This window comes from Brachybacterium sp. NPDC056505, from assembly GCF_042794925.1.
Classification (GTDB): Bacteria; Actinomycetota; Actinomycetes; order Actinomycetales; family Dermabacteraceae; genus Brachybacterium; species Brachybacterium kimchii.
Genome location: NZ_JBHTSV010000005.1, coordinates 115,774 through 137,162 on the forward strand (window position 1 = coordinate 115,774; position 21,389 = coordinate 137,162).

Genomic DNA, 21,389 nt, shown 5'->3' on the forward strand with positions numbered 1-21,389 from the left:
GCCCCACTTTCTTCAGATCCCTGCCAATCATTCCCGCGACCTACCCCTTGATGGCGGCCCGTGCCCGACCCACCCCTCAGCCCTGCATCTCCCGCACGGTCCACGCGGACCGCACGTCCTGGATCAGCCCACCACGGCCCTGGCGGCCACGACCGCCACAGCTCCCGCGCCCACCCTGCTGCTGCTCGAGGATCCCGGACCGGTCCCGCACACCGCACTGATCAGCCCAGTCCCGCCACGCGCCCACCAGCGACTCGACGCGCTCCGGCAGGTCCGCGGCGAGGTCGTGGCGCTCGGTGCGGTCGACCTGGACGTCGTACAGCTCCCAGTCGCTGCCGAAGGCGCGCACCGCCTTCCATCGGCCGCAGCGGACGGCGGAGTTCCCCTCGTGCTCGAAGAACAGGGGATGGGTGTCCGACATGCTCTCCTCGCCCCTCCACCCGGCGAGCAGGGACGAACCCTCCAGCGGCGGGCTCTCGGGATGCGAGGCCCGATCCGCTGCACCGATGCCCGCCGCCTCGAGCAGCGTCGGGACGATGTCGGTCAGCTGAGCGGGGGTGCGGTCCCAGCCGGCGGCGACGCCACCGCGCGGCCATCGGGCGAGCAGCGGCGTGGCGATGCCCCCCTCGTGGACCCAGTGCTTGTACTCGCGGAACGGGGTGTTCGAGACGTTCGCCCACGCGCGCCCGTAACTCGCGAACGTCGAGGCGGGCCCGGGGACGACGGAGGGATCGTTGCCCTTGCGCACCCTCTCCCCGGTCGCGGTGCGCACGGGCACGTTATACGGCACGGGGTCCATCTCGTCGGCCCATCCGGGAGGGATCTCCTCGGCGCACCCGCCGTTGTCCGAGAGGAACAGGACCATCGTGTCGTCGGACTGCTGCGTTGCCTCCAGAGCGTCGAGGACCCTGCCGATGGCGGCGTCCATCGCACTCACCTGGGCGGCGTACACCTCCATCCGCCGCGCCTGCCAGGCGTGGTCCGCGGTCTCGTCCCACGCCGGGACGTTCTCGTCCCGTGCGGTCAGCTCCGTGGCCGACTCGAGGACGCCGAGCTCGCTCATGCGCTCGAGGCGTCGGGCGCGGGCGACGTCCCAGCCCTCGTCGTACATCCCGCGGCACTCGGCAATCTGCTCCGGACGCGCATGCAGGGGCCAGTGCGGCGCGGTGAACGCGAGATACAGGAAGAAGGGCCGAGGATCCTGTGCTGCGGCGCGGATCTCGGCGTCGGCACGGTCGCCGAGATGCTCGGTGAGCGAGAAGTCCGGGTCGAAGGTCTCGATCGGCTCCTCGTCCTCGACCATCGTCACGGGATCGAAATAGCTGGTGGCACCTCCCAGCGGCCCGTGATGCCTCTCGAACCCGCGACGCGTGGGCCATGCGGGGCCCGGTTCCCGCACATTCCCGGCGAGATGCCATTTGCCGACGCAGGACGTCCTGTAACCGGCCCCGCCGAGCATGTCCGCGATGGTCGCGCAGCGCGGGTCCAGGTCCCCCGGATAGCCGGCGGGGAGCGTGCTCCCGGTGAGGATCCCGACCCCGGTCCGATGGGGGTGCAGGCCGGTGAGGAGCGACGCGCGCGAGGGCGAGCACCGCGCCGTGTTGTAGAAGCTGGTCATCCGGGTGCCTTCGGCCCCGAGTCGGTCCAGATGCGGTGTGCGGATCTCCCCGCCGAAGCATCCGATGTCGGAGAACCCCATGTCGTCGGCGAGGATCAGGATGATGTTCGGGCGTCGTGCAGACCCCCCGGGCTGCGTCGTCGAGGTCATGAGGACTCCTTGTCCGCCCGCGCCTGCTCGAGCTCGTCGCGGATCCGGTTCCCGCCCGCCTTCTTCCACGCGGCCACCCCGTCATCCCATGCGGACACCGGCTTGCGGCCCTGGAGGATGTCGTTCGTGAGGTCATCGATGCGTCCCGTGATGCTGCCGCCTATGCGGGCGTCGGTCTCCGAGTACAGCCCGAGGGTGGGATCGGCGACGCCGTACCCGACGACGATCTTCTGCGCGTCGTACCAGCTCTGCGTGGAGTATTCCTTGCCCGGGACGTAGACGGGCCAGGGAGCATCCGCGAGGTAGCGGAATCCCAGCGGCGTCTCCGTGGTGCCCCGGTTGGTCGACACCGGGTCCGAGCCCTTCAGGTCGTAGTCGACGCCCTCGACCCCGTACGTGCGGAACAGGTATTCCTCCGTGCCGAAAGGAGCCGCCAGGAAGTCCAGCACTCTCAGCAGGGTCGGGATCCGGTCGCCGGCATCCTTGCGGATGCTCGAGATGCCGTAGGTCGGGTTGCCGAGCCAGGCGCAGGCCATCCCGGCCTCGCCGTGGAATCCCGGCGTGCGCATGGCGTCCATCCTGAAGCTCTCGCCGACGGACTGGATCTGTTCGAAGTTCGGCCAGGCGGAGAGGGTGTCCATCATGAAGTAGTTGCGGCCCGCGACGAACCAGTTCTTGCGGTCGGTCGCCTGGGAGGAGAACGCATCGGGGCTGACGACGCCCGCCTCGACCATCTTCCGGGTCGCCTCGAGCGCCTCCTTCTGCTGCTCGGCCTCGAGGCTGCGCGTCAGCTGCCCGCCCTGCTCCGACCAGGTGTTGGGGATCCCGAGCATCTGACGCACCGCGTCGAGGGGCGCGGCCCCCAGGGCCCACACATTGGACCGCGGCGCGGTGAGCTCCTTGCACAGGGCGAGGAACTCCTCGAAGGAGTCGGGATCCTCCGTGATGCCCTTCTCCTCCAGCAGATCCGTCCTCTTGTAGAGGATCGAGGAGCTCATGATCCCCCGGGGGACCGGGATCCCCATGATCTTGCCGTTGTACGCGCTCTGCTGCCACGTGTCCGTCGGGATGTTGGCGAGGAAGGGGTAGTCCTTCACCGCGGACCCCGAGAGGTGCGGCGTGAGATCGGCGGCGGTGGCCTCGAGGAACTTCGGGAGCTCCTGCATCCCGCCCGCGACGACGAACAGCTCGGGGAGGGAATCGCCGGCGACGACGGTGGCGAACTTCTGGTCCCAGTCCGGCGCCGGCACGATGTTCATCTTCAGGTCGGAGCCGAGGCGCTCGTTCAGCGCCTGCCAGAACGCGTTCCGCGAGACGCCGGGAGGGACGGGGGAGTCCGTGCGCACGAGGGAGCTGATGACATCCCCGTCCCCCGGGACGCCGGACGTGGCGACGGTGGGGGACGACGGGTACTCGAAGTACCCGTCCATCAGCCCGGTGTTCGGATCGCCGGGCAGGTCCGGCGAGACCCCCTGGTAGGGGATGTGCTCCGGCAGCTTCACGGGCGCGTTCGCGTACTTCACCGGGATGCCGCCCCGGCCCTCGTTGCTGCAGGCGGCGAGCAGCGCGGCGGCGCCTGCACCGCCTGCGGCGAGGAGTGCGCGGCGGGTGGGGTCGAATCGTGAGGACATGATCAGCCTTTCACCGCGCCCGTCAGCACGCCCTTGGAGAAGTGCCGCTGCAGGAACGGGTAGACGATGAGGATCGGCACGATGGAGATGACGAGGATGGCCATTTGGATGGTCTCCTGCGGGGGTGCCGCCTCCACGGCGGTGCCGAGCTCGGAGGTGCCCATCTGCGCGCCGTTGACGACGTAGGTGCGCAGCACCATCTGCAGCGGCCACTTCGCGGCGTCGTTGATGTACAGCAGCGCGCTGAAGAACGCGTTCCAGTAGTTCACGCCGTAGAACAGCCCGATCACTGCCAGTGCGGCACGGGAGAGCGGGATCCCGATGCGGCGGAAGATCTGCCATTCGCTGGCGCCGTCGACCTTCGCGGCGTCGAGGATCTCGTCGGGCAGGCTGACGAAGAAGCTGCGCACCACGATCACGTTGAACCCGCTGACCGCGGTCGGGATGATCAGCGACCAGTAGGAATCGATCAGACCGAACTGGCGCACGGCCAGATAGGTCGGGATCAGTCCGGGGGAGAACAGCAGGCTGAACAGCACCAGCAGCAGCATCGGGCGGTTCGCGACGGTGCCGCGGCGCGAGAGCGCCCAGGCGAGCATCGCGGTGATCAGCAGGCTGAGGAACGTGCCGACCGCAGTGATGCCGATCGAGACCAGCAGGGCTCGGGAGACCACTCCGCCCGAGAGGATCGAGCGGTAGGCGGTCAGGTCGATCTCGCGGGGGAACAGCACGAACCCGCCGGAGTCCGTGACCTGATCCGCGGGGGCGATGGAGGTCGCGACGATGCCGATGAAGGGGACGATCACCAGTGCGCAGGCGATGACCAGGACGATCGTCTTCGTCGACTTCTCGACGGGCCCGGCGGCGTTGAGGTTCCTCCGCCGCCGGCGTGCATCGGCTGCGGTGGACCGCTCCGGCCCGGACGCGCCGGGGGCGGTGTCCTGAGGGTTCTCGGTCGTGGTGCTCATGCCCTGTAGACCCCTTCCTCGCCCATGGCGTGGGCGATCTTGTTCGCGGCGAGGACGAGGATCAGTCCGATCACGCTCTTGACCAGGCCGACGGCGGCCGCGGTTCCCCATTGGCCGCCGGCGATGCCCTCGTTGAACACATAGGTGTCGAGCACCTCGCTGGCGTCGATCCCGACGGCCTGCTGCTGCAGGATGATCTGCTCGAAGCCGACGCTGAGAGAGTTGCCCAGCTGGAGGATGAACAGCAGGATCACGATGGGGCGCAGGCCCGGCAGAGTGACGTTGAGGGTCTGCTGGAAGCGCGAGGCGCCGTCGACGGCCGCCGCTTCGTACAGCGACCTGTCGATCCCTGCCAGCACGGCGATGAACAGGATCGCCGCCCAGCCGGTGTCCTTCCAGATGACCTGAGAGGTCAGCAGCACCTTGAACAGGTCGGCGTTGCCGATCACGTCGAAGGTGGGCAGGCCGTTGGAGCGGAGCAGGTTGTTGACCATGCCCGAGCCGCCCAGCATCTGCTGGAACACCGCGACCACGATCACCCAGGACAGGAAGTGCGGCAGGTACAGCACCGACATGACGCCCTGGCGGAGCTTCTCGGACATCAGGCTGTTGACCATCAGCGCCAGCACGATCGGCACCGGGAAGATCATCACCGACTGGATCAGCGTCAGGATCAGCGTGTTGCGCAGCGCGTTGAGGAACGCCGGGTCCCCGGTGACGAGGATGCGGAAGTTGTCCAGGCCGTTCCACAGGCTCTCGTCGGTGCCCAGGTAGGGCTGGAAGTCCTGGAAGGCGATGACGTTCCCCAGCAGCGGGAAGTACTGGAACCCGATCAGCAGGAGCATGCCCGGCAGCGCCAGCAGCAGCACGGTGCGGTCGCGCAGGATGCGCCGCAGCAGCGAGGGCCGTGGGCGCCTGGTCGGTGGTGAGGCGGTTGTCGGTGGTGACTTCATGTCGGTGACGGCCATCGTGGACGTCCTCCTTCAGTGACTTCGTCGTCGGGGTCCCGGATCAGGTGATGCCGCAGGGAGGCGAGCGCTTCGATACCTGAGCCGGGGGCGCGGCGCCGACTCCACGGCTGCGTGGAGCTTCGGGTGCGCCGATCGCCGGTCAGCAGGGGAGGAAGCGGATCGGATGATGGACCCGGACAGCTGTCCGTTCGCGCGACTACAGAAATTCCTACGTGGGAATGCTGGGGCGGAAACGATGTTGCCGCGGGTTGTCGCGGGCGAGGGGACGTGGTGCGATCGTGCAAGGTGCGTCGCGGTAGGGGCGTCGGCGGACGCGCAATCTTCGTGCGGGAAGCCCCGTGCGTCGCATACGGCCCACGCGGATGCTGTGCGGCGATCTGCAACGAGGTGCTGTCCGTCCCGCGCACGTCAACGGCTGCGGTAAGTTCGGAACCTGCTGCGGCACAGACGGCCTCCCGAGCGCGTCCGGGAGCCTGAGTGGATTGAGCCGATACGCCGGCTCCCGGCACCCGGGCACGCCGTTTCGCATCGGCGGCGCAGTGACTGAGGAAGGAGCGTCGCGTTGACACCAACACCGGAGCACACCGATCTCCACCGGACCGATTCCGCGGACATCCTCGCGACCGTCGACTGGCGGCGCACAGTCTTCGACCTCTATCGCCGCGTGCGCGAGGCCGCCGACCCCGAGACGGGGCACTGGCTCTGGCGCGCCGAGCGCGATCGCCTGTTCGCGCACCACCCCGCATCCCCGCTCCTGCCCGAGGCTGCCGCCACCTTCCGCGGCCTCCCTGTAGCCGACTACGACCCCCGCTGGCGGTTCCGCGCCCGGATCGAAGCCGCGCCGCCGCAGTCCTTCGCGGTCACCACCGGCACCGACGGGGTCGTGGGCTTCGAGCGCCTCGGGATCGTCCGGCTCGCGGACCGAGGGACCCTCGATGTGTGGTCCCACACCGGCTACGGCGGAGGCGTGTTCGTCCCGGTCAAGGACGCCGGAGCCGGAAGTACGACCTACGGCGGCGGTCGCTACCTCATCGACACGATCAAGGGCGCCGACCTCGGCGACGGCGACGACCTCGTGCTCGACCTCAACTTCGCGTTCAACCCGTCGTGCGCGTACGACCCGATGTGGGCGTGCCCGCTGGCACCGCCCGGCAACACCCTCGCCGACGTCGTCCCCGTCGGCGAGCTGCACCCGGCGCACTGAGCCCGCCTCTGCGCGATCAGTGCCCGCATCTCGACGGTCACCGCACGCTGCAGCCCCCGAGGAGCAGCCAGCCCTCGTCGGTGCGCTCTCCCTCCGCCGCGAGCTGGATCGCCGGGAGGTTCTTCGCGTGGGTGTCGATGATGGCGACGCCCCAGCTCGCGTGCTCGCCAGGGCGCTCCCGCACGGTCACGTCGAGTGAGTGCTCGTAGGTCTCGCCCTGCGTCCACGTCTCGGGATGAGCGGACTCGTCCACGAAGAGCTCGACGGCCCGATGGTCCGCGTCCAGCAGCGCGAAGGCCACCTTGTACTTGCCCTCCCACTGCGGGAGTCCGGCGGGGAACACACCCCACCCCAGGTTCGCCCACGTGTGGGAGATCGACGTGCGCTGCCGACGCCGGACGCTGCTCGGCACCGTGGCCTCCGTCGGCTGCAGCCGGTACCCGCCGTGCGCGATGAAGTCGTCCACCAGCTCGGGCACGTCCTCGAACCAGGAGGCGGTCTCGTTGATCCGGAAGTCCATGGTGTTCACGTGCGCCTCGATCGCGTCCTCGTACTCGCCGCGACGCACGTCCTCGACGGTCTCGTAGCCGCGGGGGTCGTCCCAGAAGCTGTGGGACTGGGTCACCCAGCCGCCCTCGAACATGATGGGCAGCTTCCCGATCCAGGGGGAGACGAAGTCCCGCTCCCACTGCCCGTAGTACGTCGTCATCCCGAAGGCGTCGTGCCGGAGCATGTATCCCTTGCTGATCGCGTACTCGAGGAGCGCGGCGCTCCCGGGATCCGGATCGCCCCAGTCCTTCGTGCCCCCGATCATGCGGTGGTAGTTGATGGCGAGCGGAACCCGCGCGAAGACCTCGGAGTACAGGTCGATGCTCCAGTGGAAGACGGACTCCCGGTTCGAGTCGTCCAGGTACCGCATCGAGTGGCCCTCGCCCCACTTGCCCAGCCCGTAGCCGTCGACGAAGTCGACGACGGACGGGTCGTCGAAGCGCTCGCCGAGTGCGCGCACGAACGTCCCGTACTTCTCCTGGAACACGGGGTCGTCCGGGTAGGGGGACCACACGGTCGTCGAACCGGTCTGGGTCTCGTACCCCTGCGCGCCGGCCGCGCGGACGTACGGCGGCGTGAAGTCGCTGGATTTGTCACGGCTGTCCACGACCACGCGGAAGGCGAGTCGCATGCCGCGGGCCTCCGCGCCCTCGATCATCGTGCGCAGCCCTTCGTGCACGTCCCAGCCGTAGACGCCCTCCTCGGGGTTCAGCACCGTCCAGGCGAGGCGGAAGTACAGCGTGTGCGCGTAGTCCGCGACACGCACGGTGTCCTCGCGCCCGGGGACGACGAGGGCGTCGTAGTTCGACCAGTAGTCGTCGTCAGGGTCCCCCGTCCCATACAGCACCCATCCGGTCAGCGGATTGCGCAGCACGGAGGTGGTGTCGGCCGGAGGACGATGGGTGACGGCGCCGCGAGGGCCCGTGCCGGCGCCGGCGGGGGCGGGGCGTCCATCAGCCGATGCGCTGGTCGCGCCCAGGGAGCCCGTGACGGCGGCGGTGGTCGCCACGGCTGCGCCCAGGACGCTCCTGCGGGTCGGGGGCGAGGTGGTGGAACGTGCGTCGGGAGCGGGGGTTCTCGGATGGTCCATCGTGATCTCCTCGTCGAGAGCTGCGGGTGGTGTTCGTGGGCCGGCGGCGCCGGCGGGGTCAGTCGAGCTGTTCGGTGTACTCCTCGCGCATGGTGTCCCCGAAACCGGACTTCCAGCTCTCGACGGCGGTGTGGACCGGTTTCAGCGCTGCGCGACCCAGCACGTATTCGGTGGCCGCGGTGAGGACGTCGCCCTCCGCGGAGCTCGCCTTCGAGGACGTCGGCGAGTACAGACCGGCCACTGCGCTCTTGAGGAGCATGGACTCGGTGGCGGACTGCCAGGTGTGATCGCGCGTGAGGCGATCCTCGAGGGGCACGGCGGAGAACAGCACCTGCGGCGGCGCGGAGAGGTAGCTGACGGCGGAGGGCGTGATCTGGGCGGTGCCCGCCTCCGTGAGCGAGACCGAGCCGTCCGCCGCGCGCGTATGGTGCTCGCCCTCGGTGCCGTAGGTGAGGAAGAAGTTCTCCTCGGAGCCGAAGGGAGCCGCCAGGTAGTTGAGGATCTTCAGCTGCTCGACGAGCCGGTCGTCCTCCGCCTTCTTCAGCGCGGTGAAGGAGAACAGTGAACTGCCCTGGTACATGATCCCGGCGCCGCCGTCGGCCGCGAAGGGGACGATGGCGTCGTACGGGGCCTTCGGGGAGGTCTTGTCGAGCAGGGCGGAGATGCCGTCCTGGTGCAGGAGCACCGTTCCGGCTGCCAGGTACGCCTTGGCCTGCGAGCCCGAGGTCGAGGGCGTGTCCGGGTGGTACACCCCCAGATCCCAGAGCTTCTTGATGTACTCGAGGGTCTCGAACCATGCGTCGGTCTCGAACTTGTGCACGAGCGCGTCGTCCTGGAGCCCCCACCCGTTGGGCACCCCGAACATGGCGCCCAGGAAGTCCCAGCCCCAGTCGACCGCGGATCCGGCGCTCTGGCCGGTCATCGCGTAGCGGCCCGCCGTGGAGTCGGTGACCTCGGTGAGCATCGCCGTGAACTCGTCCTCGGAGTCGGGAGCGGGCTCCTCGCCCAGGATCTCCTCGAAGAGGTCCGGGCGGGAGACCATGATCGACCCGAAGGCGGGCCGGTGCACGGGCGTGCCGAAGATCTTTCCGTTGACCCGGCAGTTCTCCCACGAGATCGACGGGACGTTGGCGAGGTTCGGGTAGTCCGCGATCGCGTCGCCCGAGAGGAGCTCGGTGAGGTCGGCGAACTGGGCGTCGAGCAGCTGGGGGTAGTTGGCCGGGAGGTCGAACGCGATGAACTCCACCATGTCCGGCACGTCACCGCCCGCGACCACGGTGGCGAACTTCTGGGAGAAGGTCTCCGAGGACGTGATCCGCAGGTCCAGATCCGTGCCCAGGCGCTCGTCGACCTCGTCGAGGAACGGATTGTTGCTGGGCGGGGGAGTGGAGTACGAGATGATGAACGCGGAGACCGGATCCGACGCCTGCGGCATGTGCTCGTCATCGACCGAACGCCAGAGGTCCTCCGTCTGCGGCGGGGCGAAGTAGGCGGGCTGCACGATGTCGGACCCGGGCAGGTCGGGCTTCGGCCCCTTGGTGATCGCCGTGTAGGTCGGGAGCTCCGCGAGATCCTTGCTGATGGAGGCCGGTGATCCCGCGCCGCCGGCGGAGCCGCCGCAGCCGGCGAGGGCGGAGGCCCCCGCGATCCCCGCGACGCCCAGACCCGCACCGGAGAGCAGGCTCCTGCGGCGGAGGCCCGACGAGGCGGGGTGCGGGGCGGGATACGGGGCGGCGGGACGGGGCGCGGTGGGCTTGCGGGACATGACGACTCCTTCGTGATCACGGGGCACAGCGGACGGGATACGGCACGGTGGACGGGCGTCGGTGGACGGGCCCGGCCGAGGGCGAGGAGAGGGAGCGGCGACAGGGACAGAGCGGGGAGCGGGTCAGCCCTTCACCGCGCCGGTGAGCACGCCCTTGGTCAGGTGGCGCTGCACGAACGGGTACACCATCAGGATCGGCACGATCGCGATCATCACCACGGCCATCTGCACGGACTGCGCTGGCGGGGCGATGGAGTCGGTGGAGGTGCCCACGAGCGAGGAGCCCTGCAGCACGTAGGAGCGCAGGACCAGCTGGAGGGTCCACTTCGACGTGTCGTCGATGTAGAGCATCGCGTTGAAGAACGCGTTCCAGTAACCGACGGCGTAGAACAGGGCCACGACCGCGATCACCGCGCGGGAGAGCGGCACGATGATCTGACGCAGGATGCGCAGCTCGCCGGCGCCGTCGATCTTGGCGGAGTCGACGAGCTCCTGAGGGATGCCCATCATGAATCCGCGCACCACCACCATGTTGAACACGCTGAACGCGCCGGGGAGGATCAGCGACCACAGGTTGTTGAGCAGACCCAGCTGCTTCACCACGAGGTACAGCGGGATCATGCTGGGGGCGAAGAGGAACGTGAGCATCACGGTCATCAGCACGGGGCCCTGGAAGAAGGTGCGGCGGCTCAGTCCCCAGGCGGCGAGCACCGTCACGACCACGGACAGGGCCGTGCCCACGGCGGTGACGCCCGCGGTGATCAGGAGCGCACGGGTGACGATGCCGCCGCTGAGCACTTGGCGGTACGCCTCGAGGCTGAGGGATCGCGGCCACACCACGTAGCCGCCGGCAGCTGTGACGTCCTCCGCGGTGGAGAGGCTCGTGGAGATGACGATGAGGAACGGGAAGAGGATCACCGCGAGGATCAGGATGATGGTCAGGGCCTTGAGGGCGAGGGCCACGGGCTGCGGCTTCCCCGCCCATGCGGGACGAGAGATGGTGCTCATGACTTCGCGTACACTCCCTGCTCGCCGAGCATGTGGGCGGCTTTGTTGGCCGCGAGGATCAGAACCAGTCCGACGAGCCCCTTCATGAGCCCCGCGGCGATCCCGGTGGACCAGTTCGCATCGAGCACCCCGTGGTAGTAGACGTAGGTGTCGATCACCTCGCCAGCGGCCGGGCCCACGGCGTTGCGCTGCAGCAGGATCTGCTCGAAGCCCACGTTCAGGGCGTCCCCGAGCCGCAGGATCAGCAGCAGCACGATGATGGGCCGTATCCCCGGCAGGGTCACGTGCCAGAAGCGGCTCCAGGCCCCGGCACCGTCGATCGCGGCGGCCTCGTAGAGCGAGTCGTCGATCGCGGCCAGGGCGGCGAGGAAGATGATCGCGCCCCAGCCGGCGTCCTTCCACACCACCTGCGAGGAGATCAGCAGCACGAAGCTGTCGGGATCGGCCATGACGTTCAGCGTCCCGAGGTCCAGGTGGCGCAGCCAGGTGTTGAGCACCCCGCCGGCGCCGAGGCTCTGCTGGAAGAAGCCGACCACGATCACCCAGGACAGGAAGTGCGGCAGGTACAGCACGGATTGCAGCGTCGCCCTCAGCCATGGCCAGGCGAGCGAATGGATGAGCAGGGCCAGCGCGATCGGGACCGGGAAGAACAGCACCAGCTGCACCGCGGTGATCTCCAGGGTGTTCAGCACGGCGGTCCAGAACGACGGGTCCTCGAACAGCTGCGTGAAGTTGCGCAGGCCCACCCACGGACTCTGCGTGATCGGGATGTAGGGCTGGTAGTCCATGAACGCGATGACGTTGCCCACCAGCGGCGCGTACACGAACAGCAGCAGCAGCACCAGCGCGGGCACCACCATGAGCGCGAGCGGATAGTCGCGCTGCCAACGGGCACCGAACGGCAGGCTCCGGTGCACGGGAGCGGCGGCCGCATAGTCGTCGGTCCGCTCCGGCGTGGTGCCCTGCACGGACGGAGCCGGGCGACTGGTCGAGATGACGTTCACGGTGGCTCCTTCGCACACGAACGGGTAAGGCGATCGAGAGATCTGCACGCCTCGTCGCGGGCTCTCGACTGCCTGCACAGCATCCGCAGATGGCATGATGACGGTCAAGAAGAACTGATCACTCGAACGTTAAACGAACACCGGAGGTCCGATGGGCGTTCATGAACGGCAGCAGCGGATCCTGGCCGAGCTCCGTCTGCACGGCAGCCTCTCAGCCGCCGACTTCGCGGCCCGCACCGGGGTGTCCCCGATGACCGTGCGCCGGGACTTGCGCGAGCTCGCGGACGCCGGCCGGGTGCGGCGCGTCCACGGTGGCGCGGAGTCCGTGGACACGCCTGCTGCGGACACCGCTCCGCACGGGGCCGTGCGTCATCGGCCCGCCGCGCGCACTGTCTCCGACCCTCGTCAGCCGGCGGCACCCCTGTTCACGCTCGGGCAGGTCAGTCCCGATCCGAGCTACCACTTCCCGCCGATCGTCGAGAGCGCGGCCCAGCGGGCGCGCGCCCTGGGCGGCCGTGTCGTGCTCGGCGTGAGCCGGTACGAGCGAGAGCGGGAGAGCCATCAGATCGAGCGGCTCCTCGCCGGTGGCGTCGACGCCCTCCTGGTGACCACCACGGTCGCGGACTCCTTCGAGGTGCTCGCCCGCCTCGCCGAGCTGACCATCCCCGTGGTGCTGGTGGAGCGATCCGTCGAGGAGGCGCCGATCGGCGATGCCCTCGAGTCCGTGCGCACGGATCACGCGGCGGGGATGGTGATGGCCGTCAAGCACCTCGTGGAGCTCGGGCACGAACGGCTGCGCGTGCTCGCCTACGACACCCCGACCACGCCGTTCCTGCGCCTGGGCCTGGATCGTGCGGTGCGCCGGCTGGGACTCGACGCGAGGACGGATGTGATCGAGGTGGGGGAGACGGACAGCACGGGCGACGCGCTGCAGGGGCTGCTCGGGCGCGCGCTCGCCGACGGCGTCACCGCGCTCGTGGTCCACTCCGACCACCTCGCGGTGGACCTCACGGGCGTGGCCGTCGCGAGCGGCATCCAGGTGCCCGGGGACCTGTCGATCGTCGCCTACGACGATCAGGTCGCCGAGCTCGCGGAGGTCCCGCTCACCGCGGTGACGCGGCCCAGCAGGGACATCGGCGCGCTCGCCGCGAGCATGGCCTTCGACCGGCTCGCGAGCACGGACACCGTGCGCGCGAGCCGCCACGTGACGCTGCGGCCGCAGCTCAGCGTGAGGAGCTCGTCCGGCGCACCGCGGTGATGTGCGAAAAATGTTCGTGTGAACGTTCCGCGTTGACAGGGGTCGGCGCGGCCCGCTGTGATGGCGCGGTCGGCGAGCCAGAGGAGGACACCGATGGTCCGATCCAGGACGCCCACCGGATTCATGATGCCGGAGCCGAGCTTCCGCCGCGTCTTCGGCCAGGTCGACCTCCGTCGACTGGAGTCCGACCCGGCGGTGGATCTCCTCGCCGACTCCCCGCTGGATCCCCGCTCCGGGGCCGACCGACGGCTGCTCGGACGTCTCGAGCTGCTCATCACCGGTTGGGGCACGCCGCGGATCGACGCCCGGACGCTCGAGCTGCTGCCGAACCTCCGGGCCATCGCGCATTCCGCGGGCACCGTGCGACCTGTTGTCGACCCGATCGTCTACGACCGGGGCATCGCCGTGAGCTCGGCCGCGTCGGCCAACGCCGTCCCCGTCGCCGAGTTCACCCTCGCGCTGATCACCCTCGCCGCCAAGCGCGCGTTCTGGGCGGCGGACAGGGTGCGCGACGGAGCGGTCGACGCGGACCTCGAGACGGCCTGGCCCGCCGTCGGGATCCGCGGCCGCACCGTCGGGATCGTCGGCGCCTCCACCATCGGCCGTCTCGTGATCGACAGGCTGCGCGGCCTCGACCTCGACGTGCTCCTGCACGATCCCACCGTCCGGCCCGCCGAGGCGGCGGAGCTGGGAGCGCAGCTCCTGGACCTGCCCGAGCTCGTCGCACGCAGCGAGATCCTGTCCCTCCACGCGCCATCGCTCCCCAGCACGCGCGGCATGATCGACCGGACGCTGATCGGGAGTCTGCGGCCGGGCGCCACCCTGATCAACACGGCCCGCGGTGATCTGCTGGACCAGGAGGCGCTCGTCGAGCGGCTCGAGCGCGGGGACCTGGTGGCGCTCCTCGACGTCGCCTCCGAGGAGCCCCTGCCCCGGGACAGCCGTCTGCGAGGCGCCCCCAACACGTTCCTCACCCCGCACATCGCGGGGTCGATCGGCACGGAGCTGGGGCGCCTCTCGGCGCACGCCGTCGACGAGGCGATCGCCTTCGCGGCGTCCGGCGCCTTCCGATGCGCCATCGACCAGACGACCTTCGCCCTGCGCGCCTGAGCGCATCACCCCCAGGAGAGACCATGCCCCCGACGAGCCCGACGAGCCCGACGAGCCCGACGAGCCCGACGAGCCCGACGAGCCCGACGAGCCCGACGGCTCTGCATGCACTGCTCACCCCGGGCGCCGGCGCGGCGCTGCGCCCGCGGACATGGCGCGCGGCCCAGCCCGTCGAGGACCGCGAGGCATGGTCGATCGTCACCGCGGAGGATCGGGACATCGTGGTGGAGGGCGCTCTGGCCTTCGAGGAGCGGCTGGCCGCACAGGGCCCCACCCTGGGGCTGTGGAACCACTACGCGGTCACGGGCGAGCGCGCCCCGTACGAGCACGCGCAGCGCTCGCTCCTCGGCACGGTCGGCGGCTCCGCGCTGGCGCTCGCGGTCACGGGAGATGACCGCTGGGCGTCCTCGTGCGCCGACGCGATCTGGCGACTGTGCGAGCTGAGCGCATGGTGCCTTCCCTCGCACTACGCGCTGCCGGAATCGGGGGAGAGACCCGCGCTGCCGGAGCCCGGTCGCGACATCCTGGACCTGTCCGATGGGTACATCGGCGGCATGCTCGCCGCTGTGGATACGTTCGCCGGAGATCATCTGGAGAGCAGGTACCCCGGGCTGCGCGCACGAGTGCATCACGAGATCCGCCGCCGCGTCCTGGATCCGTGGCGTGCCGAGACGTACTTCTGGCACGGGCTGGAGGGCACCCCGAACAACTGGGCTCCCTGGATCGTCTCCAACGTGCTGACCTGCGCCGCCGTGGTGGAGCCGTCGGCAGACGAGCTCGCGCAGGACGTCGGACGCGCCCTCGAGATCCTCGACCGGTTCCGGGCCGGGTACGCGCCCGACGGGTCCTGCGACGAGGGCGCCACATACTGGTGGTGGGCGGGGGCGACTCTCTTCGAGGCGCTGGACCTCCTGCGGGAGATCAGCGACGGGGCGATCGACGGTCTCCTCGTGGATCCGATCCCCGCCATGTGCAGGTTTCCCATGACGATGCAGATCGGAGCGGAATCGCAGGTCAACTATTCGGATGGCGCCGCCGGCCTCCCGCCCAACGCGTCCTGGCATCTGCTCACGCGCTTCGGCGAGCTCGTCGGCGACGAGCAGGTCGCCCGGCACGGCCGCTGGATGGGGCGACGTCAGCCGTACCGTCTCCCGGAGCAGATCGCGGCGCAGTTCCGCCGCAACCTCGCCGAGCTCCGCGATCCCGGGTGGGCCGAGGGGGACGCGGCACCGGGCATGCCCGCGTCCTGGTACGCACCGGGCACCGAGGTGAGCGTCGCCCGTGAACGTGCCGGCGACATCACGGGATGGTTCGTCGCCGCCAAGGGCGGGCACAACGATGTCAGCCACAACCACAATGACGTCGGGGGCGTGATCGCCTCCCTCGACGGCGCCCCGGTGCTGATCGACGTGGGGGTCGGCGTGTACCGGCGCGAGACCTTCGAGTCGGCGACCCGATACGGGATCTGGACGATGCGCAGCGCCTACCACTCGGTTCCGCTGCCCGACGGGGTCGAACAGTCCGCCGGCGAGCAGTTCTCGGCGCGCGAGACCAGGTTCTCGGACGACGGCCGCTCAGCGGTGCAGACGATGGACCTCGCTGCGGCGTATCCGCCGGGGGCGGGTCTGCTCCTCGCGCGGCGGACCGTGGCGCTCCGTCGAGGAGCGGGGCGGACCGAGGCATCGCCCGAAGGGGCTGACGCCGACCGGGGGCGGCCGCGACAGGAACCCTCTCTCCTCATCCACGACGCCTGGCGCTTCGACTCGTCGCGACGGATGTCCGTCGTGCTCATGACGGCGGAGGAGCCGGGGGTCCTCGACGATGTCCCGGCCGGCTCGCCGGCGGTGCTGCGGATCGGCGCCGCTCGCGCGACGTACGACGCGTCGCGCTTCACGGCGTTGGTCGAGCCGCTCCCGGTGGACGACCCGAAACTCGCCTCGGTCTGGGGTGCGCGTGTCCATCGGGTGCTGCTGCACCAGCGCGAGGCTGCGGTCTCCGGCGAGCTCGGTGTGGAGTTCGTGAGGTCCTGACGCCCGGGGCTCGCGCACGTGCCGGGATGCCTGCACGCCTTCCGGTCAGAGCACCGCGACGCCGCTCAGAACGGCGCCAACCGCTCCCGTGACCGATCCTCGGTCGCCACCAGCACGTCCAGCAGGAACGCCTGCATCTCCGCTCGTGTCTCCCGTGCCGACGCCTCGTCCCACAGGTTGTGCAGCTCGTCCGGATCCGCGGCCAGGTCGTAGAGCTCCCCGGTGCGTTCCCGGTCGGTCGAGGGGCGCCCGTGGTGCACGACGATCTTCCACGTGCCACGTCGGACCATCGTGGTCTGCACGGGTGGGTCGTACGCCCAGCAGCCGTCGCGGTACTCCGAGAGCACCCAGTCGCGATCATCGAACTCCCCGCCCGACCACAACGGTGCGAGGTCGCGTCCCTGCGCCCGCGGGAGCCCGTCCGATCCCGCGGCCGCGAGCAGAGTCCGCGTCAGGTCGATCCACTCCACCAGCTCCTCGGCGACCATCCCTTCCGGGATCCGCCCGGGCCAGCGCGCGAGCAGCGGCACCCTCACCGAGCAGTCGAACATCATCGGCCCCTTGAGCAGCATGCGGTGATCGCCCAGCATCTCCCCGTGGTCGCTCGTGAAGATCACCAGGGTGTCCTCCGCGAGCCCCTCGCGCTCGAGGGCGTCGAGGATCCGCCCCACCTCCTCGTCGACGAGGGAGACCATCGCGAAGTACTGGGCCTTGATCTCCTGGAGCTCCTCGGGGGAGTAGTCGTCGAACCCGGGCATGTGCCCGGCATAGGACTTCGCGGACTCCTGGGTATAGATGGGCGGCTTGGTCGCGAGCTCGTCCTCGATCGTCACGGGCGCCGGCAGCGCAGAGGCGTCGTACAGGTCCCGGAAGCGCTGGGGCGCCTCGAACCCGTGATGAGGATCGAAGAAGTTGCTGATGAAGCAGAAGGGACGATCCTTCTGGCGCGAGTGACCGAGGAACTCGATCGTCTCCTCGGCGACCCAGTGCGAGTAGTGCGCCTGCTGCGGCAGGGAGTCGATGGACCTCTCGCGCTTCACGACGGCGCTCTCGTACAGCTCCGGATGCGTGCGGCGCAGCCAATGGTGGTACTCGTTCCCGGCCGAGCGCAGATACGGGTCGTGCGCCCAGCGGAACACACGCAGCCCGTCGTCCAGGCGCGGCTCGATCCGACCGTCGAAGGCCGATCCGAGATGCAGCTTCCCGGCGAGCCCGCAGTCGTAGCCCTCGTCGGCGAGGACCTTGGTGAACAGCTGCTCGCCGGGGTCCATGTCCACGCCGTTCGCCCACAGGCTGTGGTGGCGCGGATACCGGCCCGTCATCAGGCTCCCGCGGGAGGGCGCGCAGATCGGCGACTGCGTGTAGCAGTTCGTGAACCGCGCGCCCTGCGCGGCGAGACGGTCGAGGTGCGGGGTGCGGATGTGCTCGTTGCCCGCGGCGCCGAGCGCGTCGTAGCGCTGCTGGTCGGTGCACAGGAACAGGATGTTGGGGCGGGGCATGGTTCCTCCGGGGCTGTCGTTACGGGCCGCTGCGGACATCGGATCCGGCGAGAGGCGAGGGAGAGTGGGGCGCGGTCTTCTCGCGCAGGAGCGGGGTGATGCGGCTCAGTTCTTCACGGCACCGGCGATCCCCTCGACGAAGTAGCGCTGCAGGAGCAGGAACAGCAGCACGATCGGCACGAGGGAGATCGACGCGGCGGCGGCCAGTCCCGCCCAGTCCGTGGAGTTGGTCCCCTGGAACGCCATCATGCCGACGGCGAGCGTGCGGTTCTGGGGTGTGCTGAAGGTGAACACCAGCGGCAGGAAGAAGTTGTTCCAGCTCGAGAGGAACGTCAGCACCACCACCGTGGCCGTCACGGGGCCCGACAGCGGCAGCATGATCCGGAAGAAGACGCGCAGGAAGCCGGCTCCGTCCATCACCGCCGCCTCCTCGAGCTCCTTCGGGACCCGCGAGAAGAAGCCGACGTACAGCAGCACCGCGGCGACGTTCCCGCCTCCTGCGATCGCGAGCACCAGGCCGGTCCGCGTGTTCAGCAGTCCGAGCAGATCGCTGAGCTCCACGACCGGCACCACGAACAGTCCGGTGGGGATGAACATGGTCGCCACCAGCACCGCGAGGACGACCCTGCGCCCCAGGAACCTGAAGCGTGCGATCACGTAGCCCGCCATCGCGCACCGCACCACGACCAGCACGATGCTGCCGGCGGTGATCAGCACCGTGTTGAGCATGTACCCGGAGAAGTTCGCATCGCGCCAGGCCCGCAGATAGTTCTCGGGATGCCAGGAGTCAGGAAGCAGCCCCAGGCCTCCCGAGAAGATGTCGAGAGAATCCTTGAACGAGGCTGCCAGCACCCACAGCAGCGGATAGATCCACAGCAGCCCCAGAGCTCCCAGGGCCAGGGTCTGCGCCCATCTCCCGATACGTCGTCGCCCGCGGCCGTGGGTCCTTGGCTCCGAGATCGGGCGGCCGCGGCTGCGTCCTGGCTCCCCACGGGTGTGCAGGTCTCGCGAGGGCTCCCGTGTCTGCGCGGTGGTCATCTGTGCTCCTGTCGTCGCCGTGCCAGTCGCATCACGAGCGTGAGCACGACCATCAGCAGGACCGTCAGGACGCCGAAGGCGACGCCGATGGCCGATGCGTAGCCCAGATCGGGCCTGGCCGCGCCGAACGCCGTGTCGTAGATGTAGACCTCCGTGGCCAAGGTGGAGAAGAACGGGCCGCCGCCCGTCATCGTGACCACCAGGTCGAAGATCTGCATCGTCTCGATGACGGTGAGGACCACGATGATCACCGCGAAGGGACGCAGCAGCGGCAGAGTCACATGGCGCAACCGTGCGGCGGGCCCCGCTCCGTCGGTCTCGGCGGCCTCGAGGAGCTCGCGCGGAACGGTCTGCAGCGCGGCGAGCCAATAGATCAGGGTGACGCCCAACCACTTCCAGACGTGCACGCCCATGACCGCCCACAGCGAGGTCCGCGAACTGCCGAGGAAGTCGACAGGACCGGCGCCGATGATCGAGAGCGCCTCGTTGATCGGGCCCGCCGACGGGTCCAGCACGAAGCCCATGACGATGCCGACGATCGCCGTGGTCGCGACGACCGGCACGAAGAACGCGGTGCGCAGAAGACCCGCGAGAGGCAGCCGAGGATTGTTGAGCACGAGCGCGAGCAGGAGGCCCGCTGCCACCCTCAGGGGCACCGTGACCACGATGATCAGCAGGGTGATCCACAGGGACTTCCAGAACAGCGGATCCATCAGCAGACGTCGATAGTTCTCGAGGCCGGTGAAGGAGCGCTCGAGGCCCAGGCCCCGCCACTCGAGCGTCGAATACACCAGGCTCGAGATGCTCGGCCACACCGTGTACATCCCGAACAGCACCACCGTGGGCGCCAGGAACACGTAGATCCAGAGGGAGGGCCGCCGACGCTTCGTGACCGCGACCTCGCCCGCGCTGCGGGGAGCCCCTCTCGCGGCCCGCGGCTCAGTAGTCCGTGACATCGAAGTCATCGCCGCTCCTGTACTCCTCGAAGATCCAGTCGTCCACGGAGACGTCTCCGCTGGCGCCGTTCACCACGTCGATCGCCCGGTCGCGCTCCGCCGACAGACGATCGTTGAAGCGCGTGAGCTCCTTCCCCAGGTCATCGATATCGCCGCCCAGATACCCCTGGGTGATGTCACCGAGGTCGGGCCGAATGTCGTTCATCTCCGCGATCACGGAGCCCACGGCGGGGTTCCGCACCACGGGGCTGGGTGCCGTGCGCACGTTCTTCTGGAGCAGCCGCACAGCGCGCGAGTACAGAGCGGGGACCTCGGCCCTGTCCAGGGCGTGCGGGTCCGCAGGCGGCTGATCCATGTTCTCGGCGAGCGCCACGGCGAACTCCGGCCGGGTCAGCAGCGAGAACAGCTCGCCGACCTCCTCGCGGCGCTGCGACGTCCCCGCGCACCAGAACTGGCCTTCGGCGGGCGGTCGCGCCGTGAGTCCGCGCCCGTCGGGAGAGGGCGGGCCCGACACGCGCACGCCCTTCATGAACTCGCCGAACTGGCCGTTCAGGACGCCTGCGTTCCAGGGGCCGTCGAAGAAGATCGCGGCCTCGCCCGACGCCCAGCGCACGCGCGCCTCCCGTGCGTCCAGAGACGTGGACGCGGGCAGCATGAAGCCGTCCCTGATCAGGGAGTGCAGGAAGATGAACGCTTCGCGGAAGGCCTCGCTCGCGAAGGGGAAGTCCCCGGTCCTCGCGTCGGTGATCCCGTTTGCGCTGGATCCGACCATCGCCAGGCTCTGGCCGGCGGACTGCGCGAGGTCCACCAGATGCTCCTGCATCCGATCCGAGTGGGCGAGCGGCGCCACCCACGGATGCTCCGTTCCGGAGGCCACGAGATCGCGGCAGAGCGTCCGGAACCCGTCCCAGGTGCTTGGCAGATCCTCCGGTTCGTGGCCGGCCTTCTCCAGCAGCCGGGAGTTCGCCCACGTCAGGGTGGAATTCTGACGGTGGCTGAAGATCGGGACGGTAAAGATCTTCCCGTCGAACGTGTGCACTCCCTCGAACAGCGAGCCCTCGAGCCCGCGGCGCGCCCCGTCGCTGAGCTCCACGGGAGCGACCGTGCCCCGATCGACCAGGGACGCGGAGGGTGCGCCGAAGAGATTCGTGAACACGTCGGGGAGCTGGTCGCTGCCTTCGGCCAGCTGCAGCGCCTGCCCCATGCTGTCCGGGTTGTAGACCGTCCGCTCGACCGCGACGCCGGCGCTTCCCTCGAACTCGTCGAAGAGTCCGGTCAGTGCCGACTTCAGGGGGTCGAAGTGATCCCACCACTGCAGGGAGCCCGCATCGCCATGCGCGACGCCGCCGCGCGTCGAGGATCGTGCGCAGCCGCTCGCCGTCAGGGCGGCGCCGGCGGCGAACAGCGCGAGCGCGCCCCGTCGGGGAATCCTCTCCATCACAGCTCCTCGGGCCGGTACATCGGTGTACTGCGAGGACCGTATGCGGTGCGCAACGGGCCGTCAATGCTCAAGAGGCAGAATAAGGCCAGGCAGAAACAC

The 21,389-nt window shown here is 69.4% G+C and carries 16 protein-coding genes; 4 read left to right on the top strand and 12 right to left on the bottom strand.

Going from position 1 to position 21,389, the window contains the following annotated elements; genetic code table 11:
* Window positions 1–76: 76 nt before the first annotated feature.
* From ACFQ53_RS05535 to ACFQ53_RS05550, 4 genes are read right to left on the bottom strand one after another with little or no spacing between them, the layout of a single operon-like run.
* A complete protein-coding gene (locus ACFQ53_RS05535) occupies window positions 77–1,768 on the bottom strand; it encodes an arylsulfatase (RefSeq protein WP_377856512.1) in 1,692 nt (563 codons plus the stop codon).
* Window positions 1,765–3,399 (bottom strand): hypothetical protein, encoded by a 1,635-nt coding sequence (locus ACFQ53_RS05540; RefSeq protein WP_377856515.1) that lies wholly within the window; start codon window positions 3,397–3,399, stop codon window positions 1,765–1,767. The genes ACFQ53_RS05535 and ACFQ53_RS05540 overlap by 4 nt, the downstream gene beginning before the upstream one ends.
* Window positions 3,400–3,401: 2 nt before the next feature.
* Window positions 3,402–4,367: a carbohydrate ABC transporter permease gene (locus tag ACFQ53_RS05545; protein ID WP_377856518.1), complete on the bottom strand. Its 966-nt coding sequence runs from the start codon at window positions 4,365–4,367 to the stop codon at window positions 3,402–3,404.
* The gene (locus tag ACFQ53_RS05550) at window positions 4,364–5,335 is read right to left on the bottom strand and encodes an ABC transporter permease (RefSeq protein ID WP_377856521.1); all 972 of its coding nucleotides are present in this window, start codon (window positions 5,333–5,335) and stop codon (window positions 4,364–4,366) included. The genes ACFQ53_RS05545 and ACFQ53_RS05550 overlap by 4 nt, the downstream gene beginning before the upstream one ends.
* A 565-nt stretch (window positions 5,336–5,900) precedes the next feature.
* On the opposite strand from ACFQ53_RS05550, the gene ACFQ53_RS05555 reads away from it, so the two are divergent.
* A complete protein-coding gene (locus ACFQ53_RS05555; RefSeq protein ID WP_377856524.1) occupies window positions 5,901–6,542 on the top strand; it encodes a DUF1684 domain-containing protein in 642 nt (213 codons plus the stop codon).
* Between the two features lie 37 nt (window positions 6,543–6,579).
* Here ACFQ53_RS05555 and ACFQ53_RS05560 read toward each other — a convergent pair whose 3' ends face one another.
* From ACFQ53_RS05560 to ACFQ53_RS05575, 4 genes are all read right to left on the bottom strand, one after another.
* Window positions 6,580–8,181: a DUF4832 domain-containing protein gene (locus ACFQ53_RS05560; RefSeq protein WP_377856527.1), complete on the bottom strand. Its 1,602-nt coding sequence runs from the start codon at window positions 8,179–8,181 to the stop codon at window positions 6,580–6,582.
* A 58-nt stretch (window positions 8,182–8,239) separates the two neighbouring features.
* A complete protein-coding gene (locus ACFQ53_RS05565) occupies window positions 8,240–9,946 on the bottom strand; it encodes an extracellular solute-binding protein (RefSeq protein WP_377856530.1) in 1,707 nt (568 codons plus the stop codon).
* Window positions 9,947–10,069: 123 nt separating this feature from the next.
* Window positions 10,070–10,954 (bottom strand): carbohydrate ABC transporter permease, encoded by an 885-nt coding sequence (locus tag ACFQ53_RS05570; RefSeq protein WP_377856533.1) that lies wholly within the window; start codon window positions 10,952–10,954, stop codon window positions 10,070–10,072.
* The gene (locus ACFQ53_RS05575) at window positions 10,951–11,958 is read right to left on the bottom strand and encodes an ABC transporter permease (protein WP_377856536.1); all 1,008 of its coding nucleotides are present in this window, start codon (window positions 11,956–11,958) and stop codon (window positions 10,951–10,953) included. Before ACFQ53_RS05575 ends, ACFQ53_RS05570 begins: the two co-directional genes overlap by 4 nt.
* A gap of 151 nt (window positions 11,959–12,109) precedes the next feature.
* Between ACFQ53_RS05575 and ACFQ53_RS05580 the strand changes: the two genes are divergently transcribed.
* The 3 genes from ACFQ53_RS05580 (at window position 12,110) to ACFQ53_RS05590 (ending at window position 16,356) form a co-directional block, all read left to right on the top strand.
* A complete protein-coding gene (locus tag ACFQ53_RS05580) occupies window positions 12,110–13,216 on the top strand; it encodes a LacI family DNA-binding transcriptional regulator (protein ID WP_377856539.1) in 1,107 nt (368 codons plus the stop codon).
* 93 nt (window positions 13,217–13,309) lie between these two features.
* Window positions 13,310–14,326 carry a hydroxyacid dehydrogenase gene (locus tag ACFQ53_RS05585; RefSeq protein ID WP_377856542.1) on the top strand — a complete coding sequence of 339 codons (1,017 nt, stop codon included), beginning with the start codon at window positions 13,310–13,312 and terminating at the stop codon, window positions 14,324–14,326.
* A gap of 23 nt (window positions 14,327–14,349) precedes the next feature.
* Window positions 14,350–16,356 (top strand): hypothetical protein, encoded by a 2,007-nt coding sequence (locus ACFQ53_RS05590; protein ID WP_377856545.1) that lies wholly within the window; start codon window positions 14,350–14,352, stop codon window positions 16,354–16,356.
* Between the two features lie 65 nt (window positions 16,357–16,421).
* Here the strand turns inward: ACFQ53_RS05590 and ACFQ53_RS05595 are convergent, their stop codons facing one another.
* From ACFQ53_RS05595 to ACFQ53_RS05610, 4 genes are all read right to left on the bottom strand, one after another.
* A complete protein-coding gene (locus ACFQ53_RS05595) occupies window positions 16,422–17,855 on the bottom strand; it encodes a sulfatase-like hydrolase/transferase (protein ID WP_377856547.1) in 1,434 nt (477 codons plus the stop codon).
* Window positions 17,856–17,960: 105 nt separating this feature from the next.
* Window positions 17,961–18,893 carry a carbohydrate ABC transporter permease gene (locus tag ACFQ53_RS05600; RefSeq protein ID WP_377856550.1) on the bottom strand — a complete coding sequence of 311 codons (933 nt, stop codon included), beginning with the start codon at window positions 18,891–18,893 and terminating at the stop codon, window positions 17,961–17,963.
* The gene (locus tag ACFQ53_RS05605; RefSeq protein ID WP_377856554.1) at window positions 18,890–19,858 is read right to left on the bottom strand and encodes a carbohydrate ABC transporter permease; all 969 of its coding nucleotides are present in this window, start codon (window positions 19,856–19,858) and stop codon (window positions 18,890–18,892) included. The genes ACFQ53_RS05600 and ACFQ53_RS05605 overlap by 4 nt, the downstream gene beginning before the upstream one ends.
* Window positions 19,833–21,287 (bottom strand): ABC transporter substrate-binding protein, encoded by a 1,455-nt coding sequence (locus ACFQ53_RS05610; RefSeq protein WP_377856557.1) that lies wholly within the window; start codon window positions 21,285–21,287, stop codon window positions 19,833–19,835. Before ACFQ53_RS05610 ends, ACFQ53_RS05605 begins: the two co-directional genes overlap by 26 nt.
* Between the last annotated feature and the right edge of the window lie 102 nt (window positions 21,288–21,389).

Excerpts from the sequence above, each read along its gene's own strand:
- ACFQ53_RS05550 (WP_377856521.1), bottom strand. The coding sequence starts at position 5,335 with ATGGCCGTCACCGACATGAAGTCACCACCGACAACCGCCTCACCACCG.
- ACFQ53_RS05535 (WP_377856512.1), bottom strand. The coding sequence starts at position 1,768 with ATGACCTCGACGACGCAGCCCGGGGGGTCTGCACGACGCCCGAACATC.
- ACFQ53_RS05560 (WP_377856527.1), bottom strand. The coding sequence starts at position 8,181 with ATGGACCATCCGAGAACCCCCGCTCCCGACGCACGTTCCACCACCTCG.
- ACFQ53_RS05570 (WP_377856533.1), bottom strand. The coding sequence starts at position 10,954 with ATGAGCACCATCTCTCGTCCCGCATGGGCGGGGAAGCCGCAGCCCGTG.
- ACFQ53_RS05540 (WP_377856515.1), bottom strand. The coding sequence starts at position 3,399 with ATGTCCTCACGATTCGACCCCACCCGCCGCGCACTCCTCGCCGCAGGC.
- ACFQ53_RS05605 (WP_377856554.1), bottom strand. The coding sequence starts at position 19,858 with ATGACTTCGATGTCACGGACTACTGAGCCGCGGGCCGCGAGAGGGGCT.
- ACFQ53_RS05595 (WP_377856547.1), bottom strand. The coding sequence starts at position 17,855 with ATGCCCCGCCCCAACATCCTGTTCCTGTGCACCGACCAGCAGCGCTAC.
- ACFQ53_RS05585 (WP_377856542.1), top strand. The coding sequence starts at position 13,310 with ATGGTCCGATCCAGGACGCCCACCGGATTCATGATGCCGGAGCCGAGC.
- ACFQ53_RS05545 (WP_377856518.1), bottom strand. The coding sequence starts at position 4,367 with ATGAGCACCACGACCGAGAACCCTCAGGACACCGCCCCCGGCGCGTCC.
- ACFQ53_RS05610 (WP_377856557.1), bottom strand. The coding sequence starts at position 21,287 with ATGGAGAGGATTCCCCGACGGGGCGCGCTCGCGCTGTTCGCCGCCGGC.
- ACFQ53_RS05590 (WP_377856545.1), top strand. The coding sequence starts at position 14,350 with ATGCCCCCGACGAGCCCGACGAGCCCGACGAGCCCGACGAGCCCGACG.
- ACFQ53_RS05565 (WP_377856530.1), bottom strand. The coding sequence starts at position 9,946 with ATGTCCCGCAAGCCCACCGCGCCCCGTCCCGCCGCCCCGTATCCCGCC.
- ACFQ53_RS05600 (WP_377856550.1), bottom strand. The coding sequence starts at position 18,893 with ATGACCACCGCGCAGACACGGGAGCCCTCGCGAGACCTGCACACCCGT.
- ACFQ53_RS05580 (WP_377856539.1), top strand. The coding sequence starts at position 12,110 with ATGGGCGTTCATGAACGGCAGCAGCGGATCCTGGCCGAGCTCCGTCTG.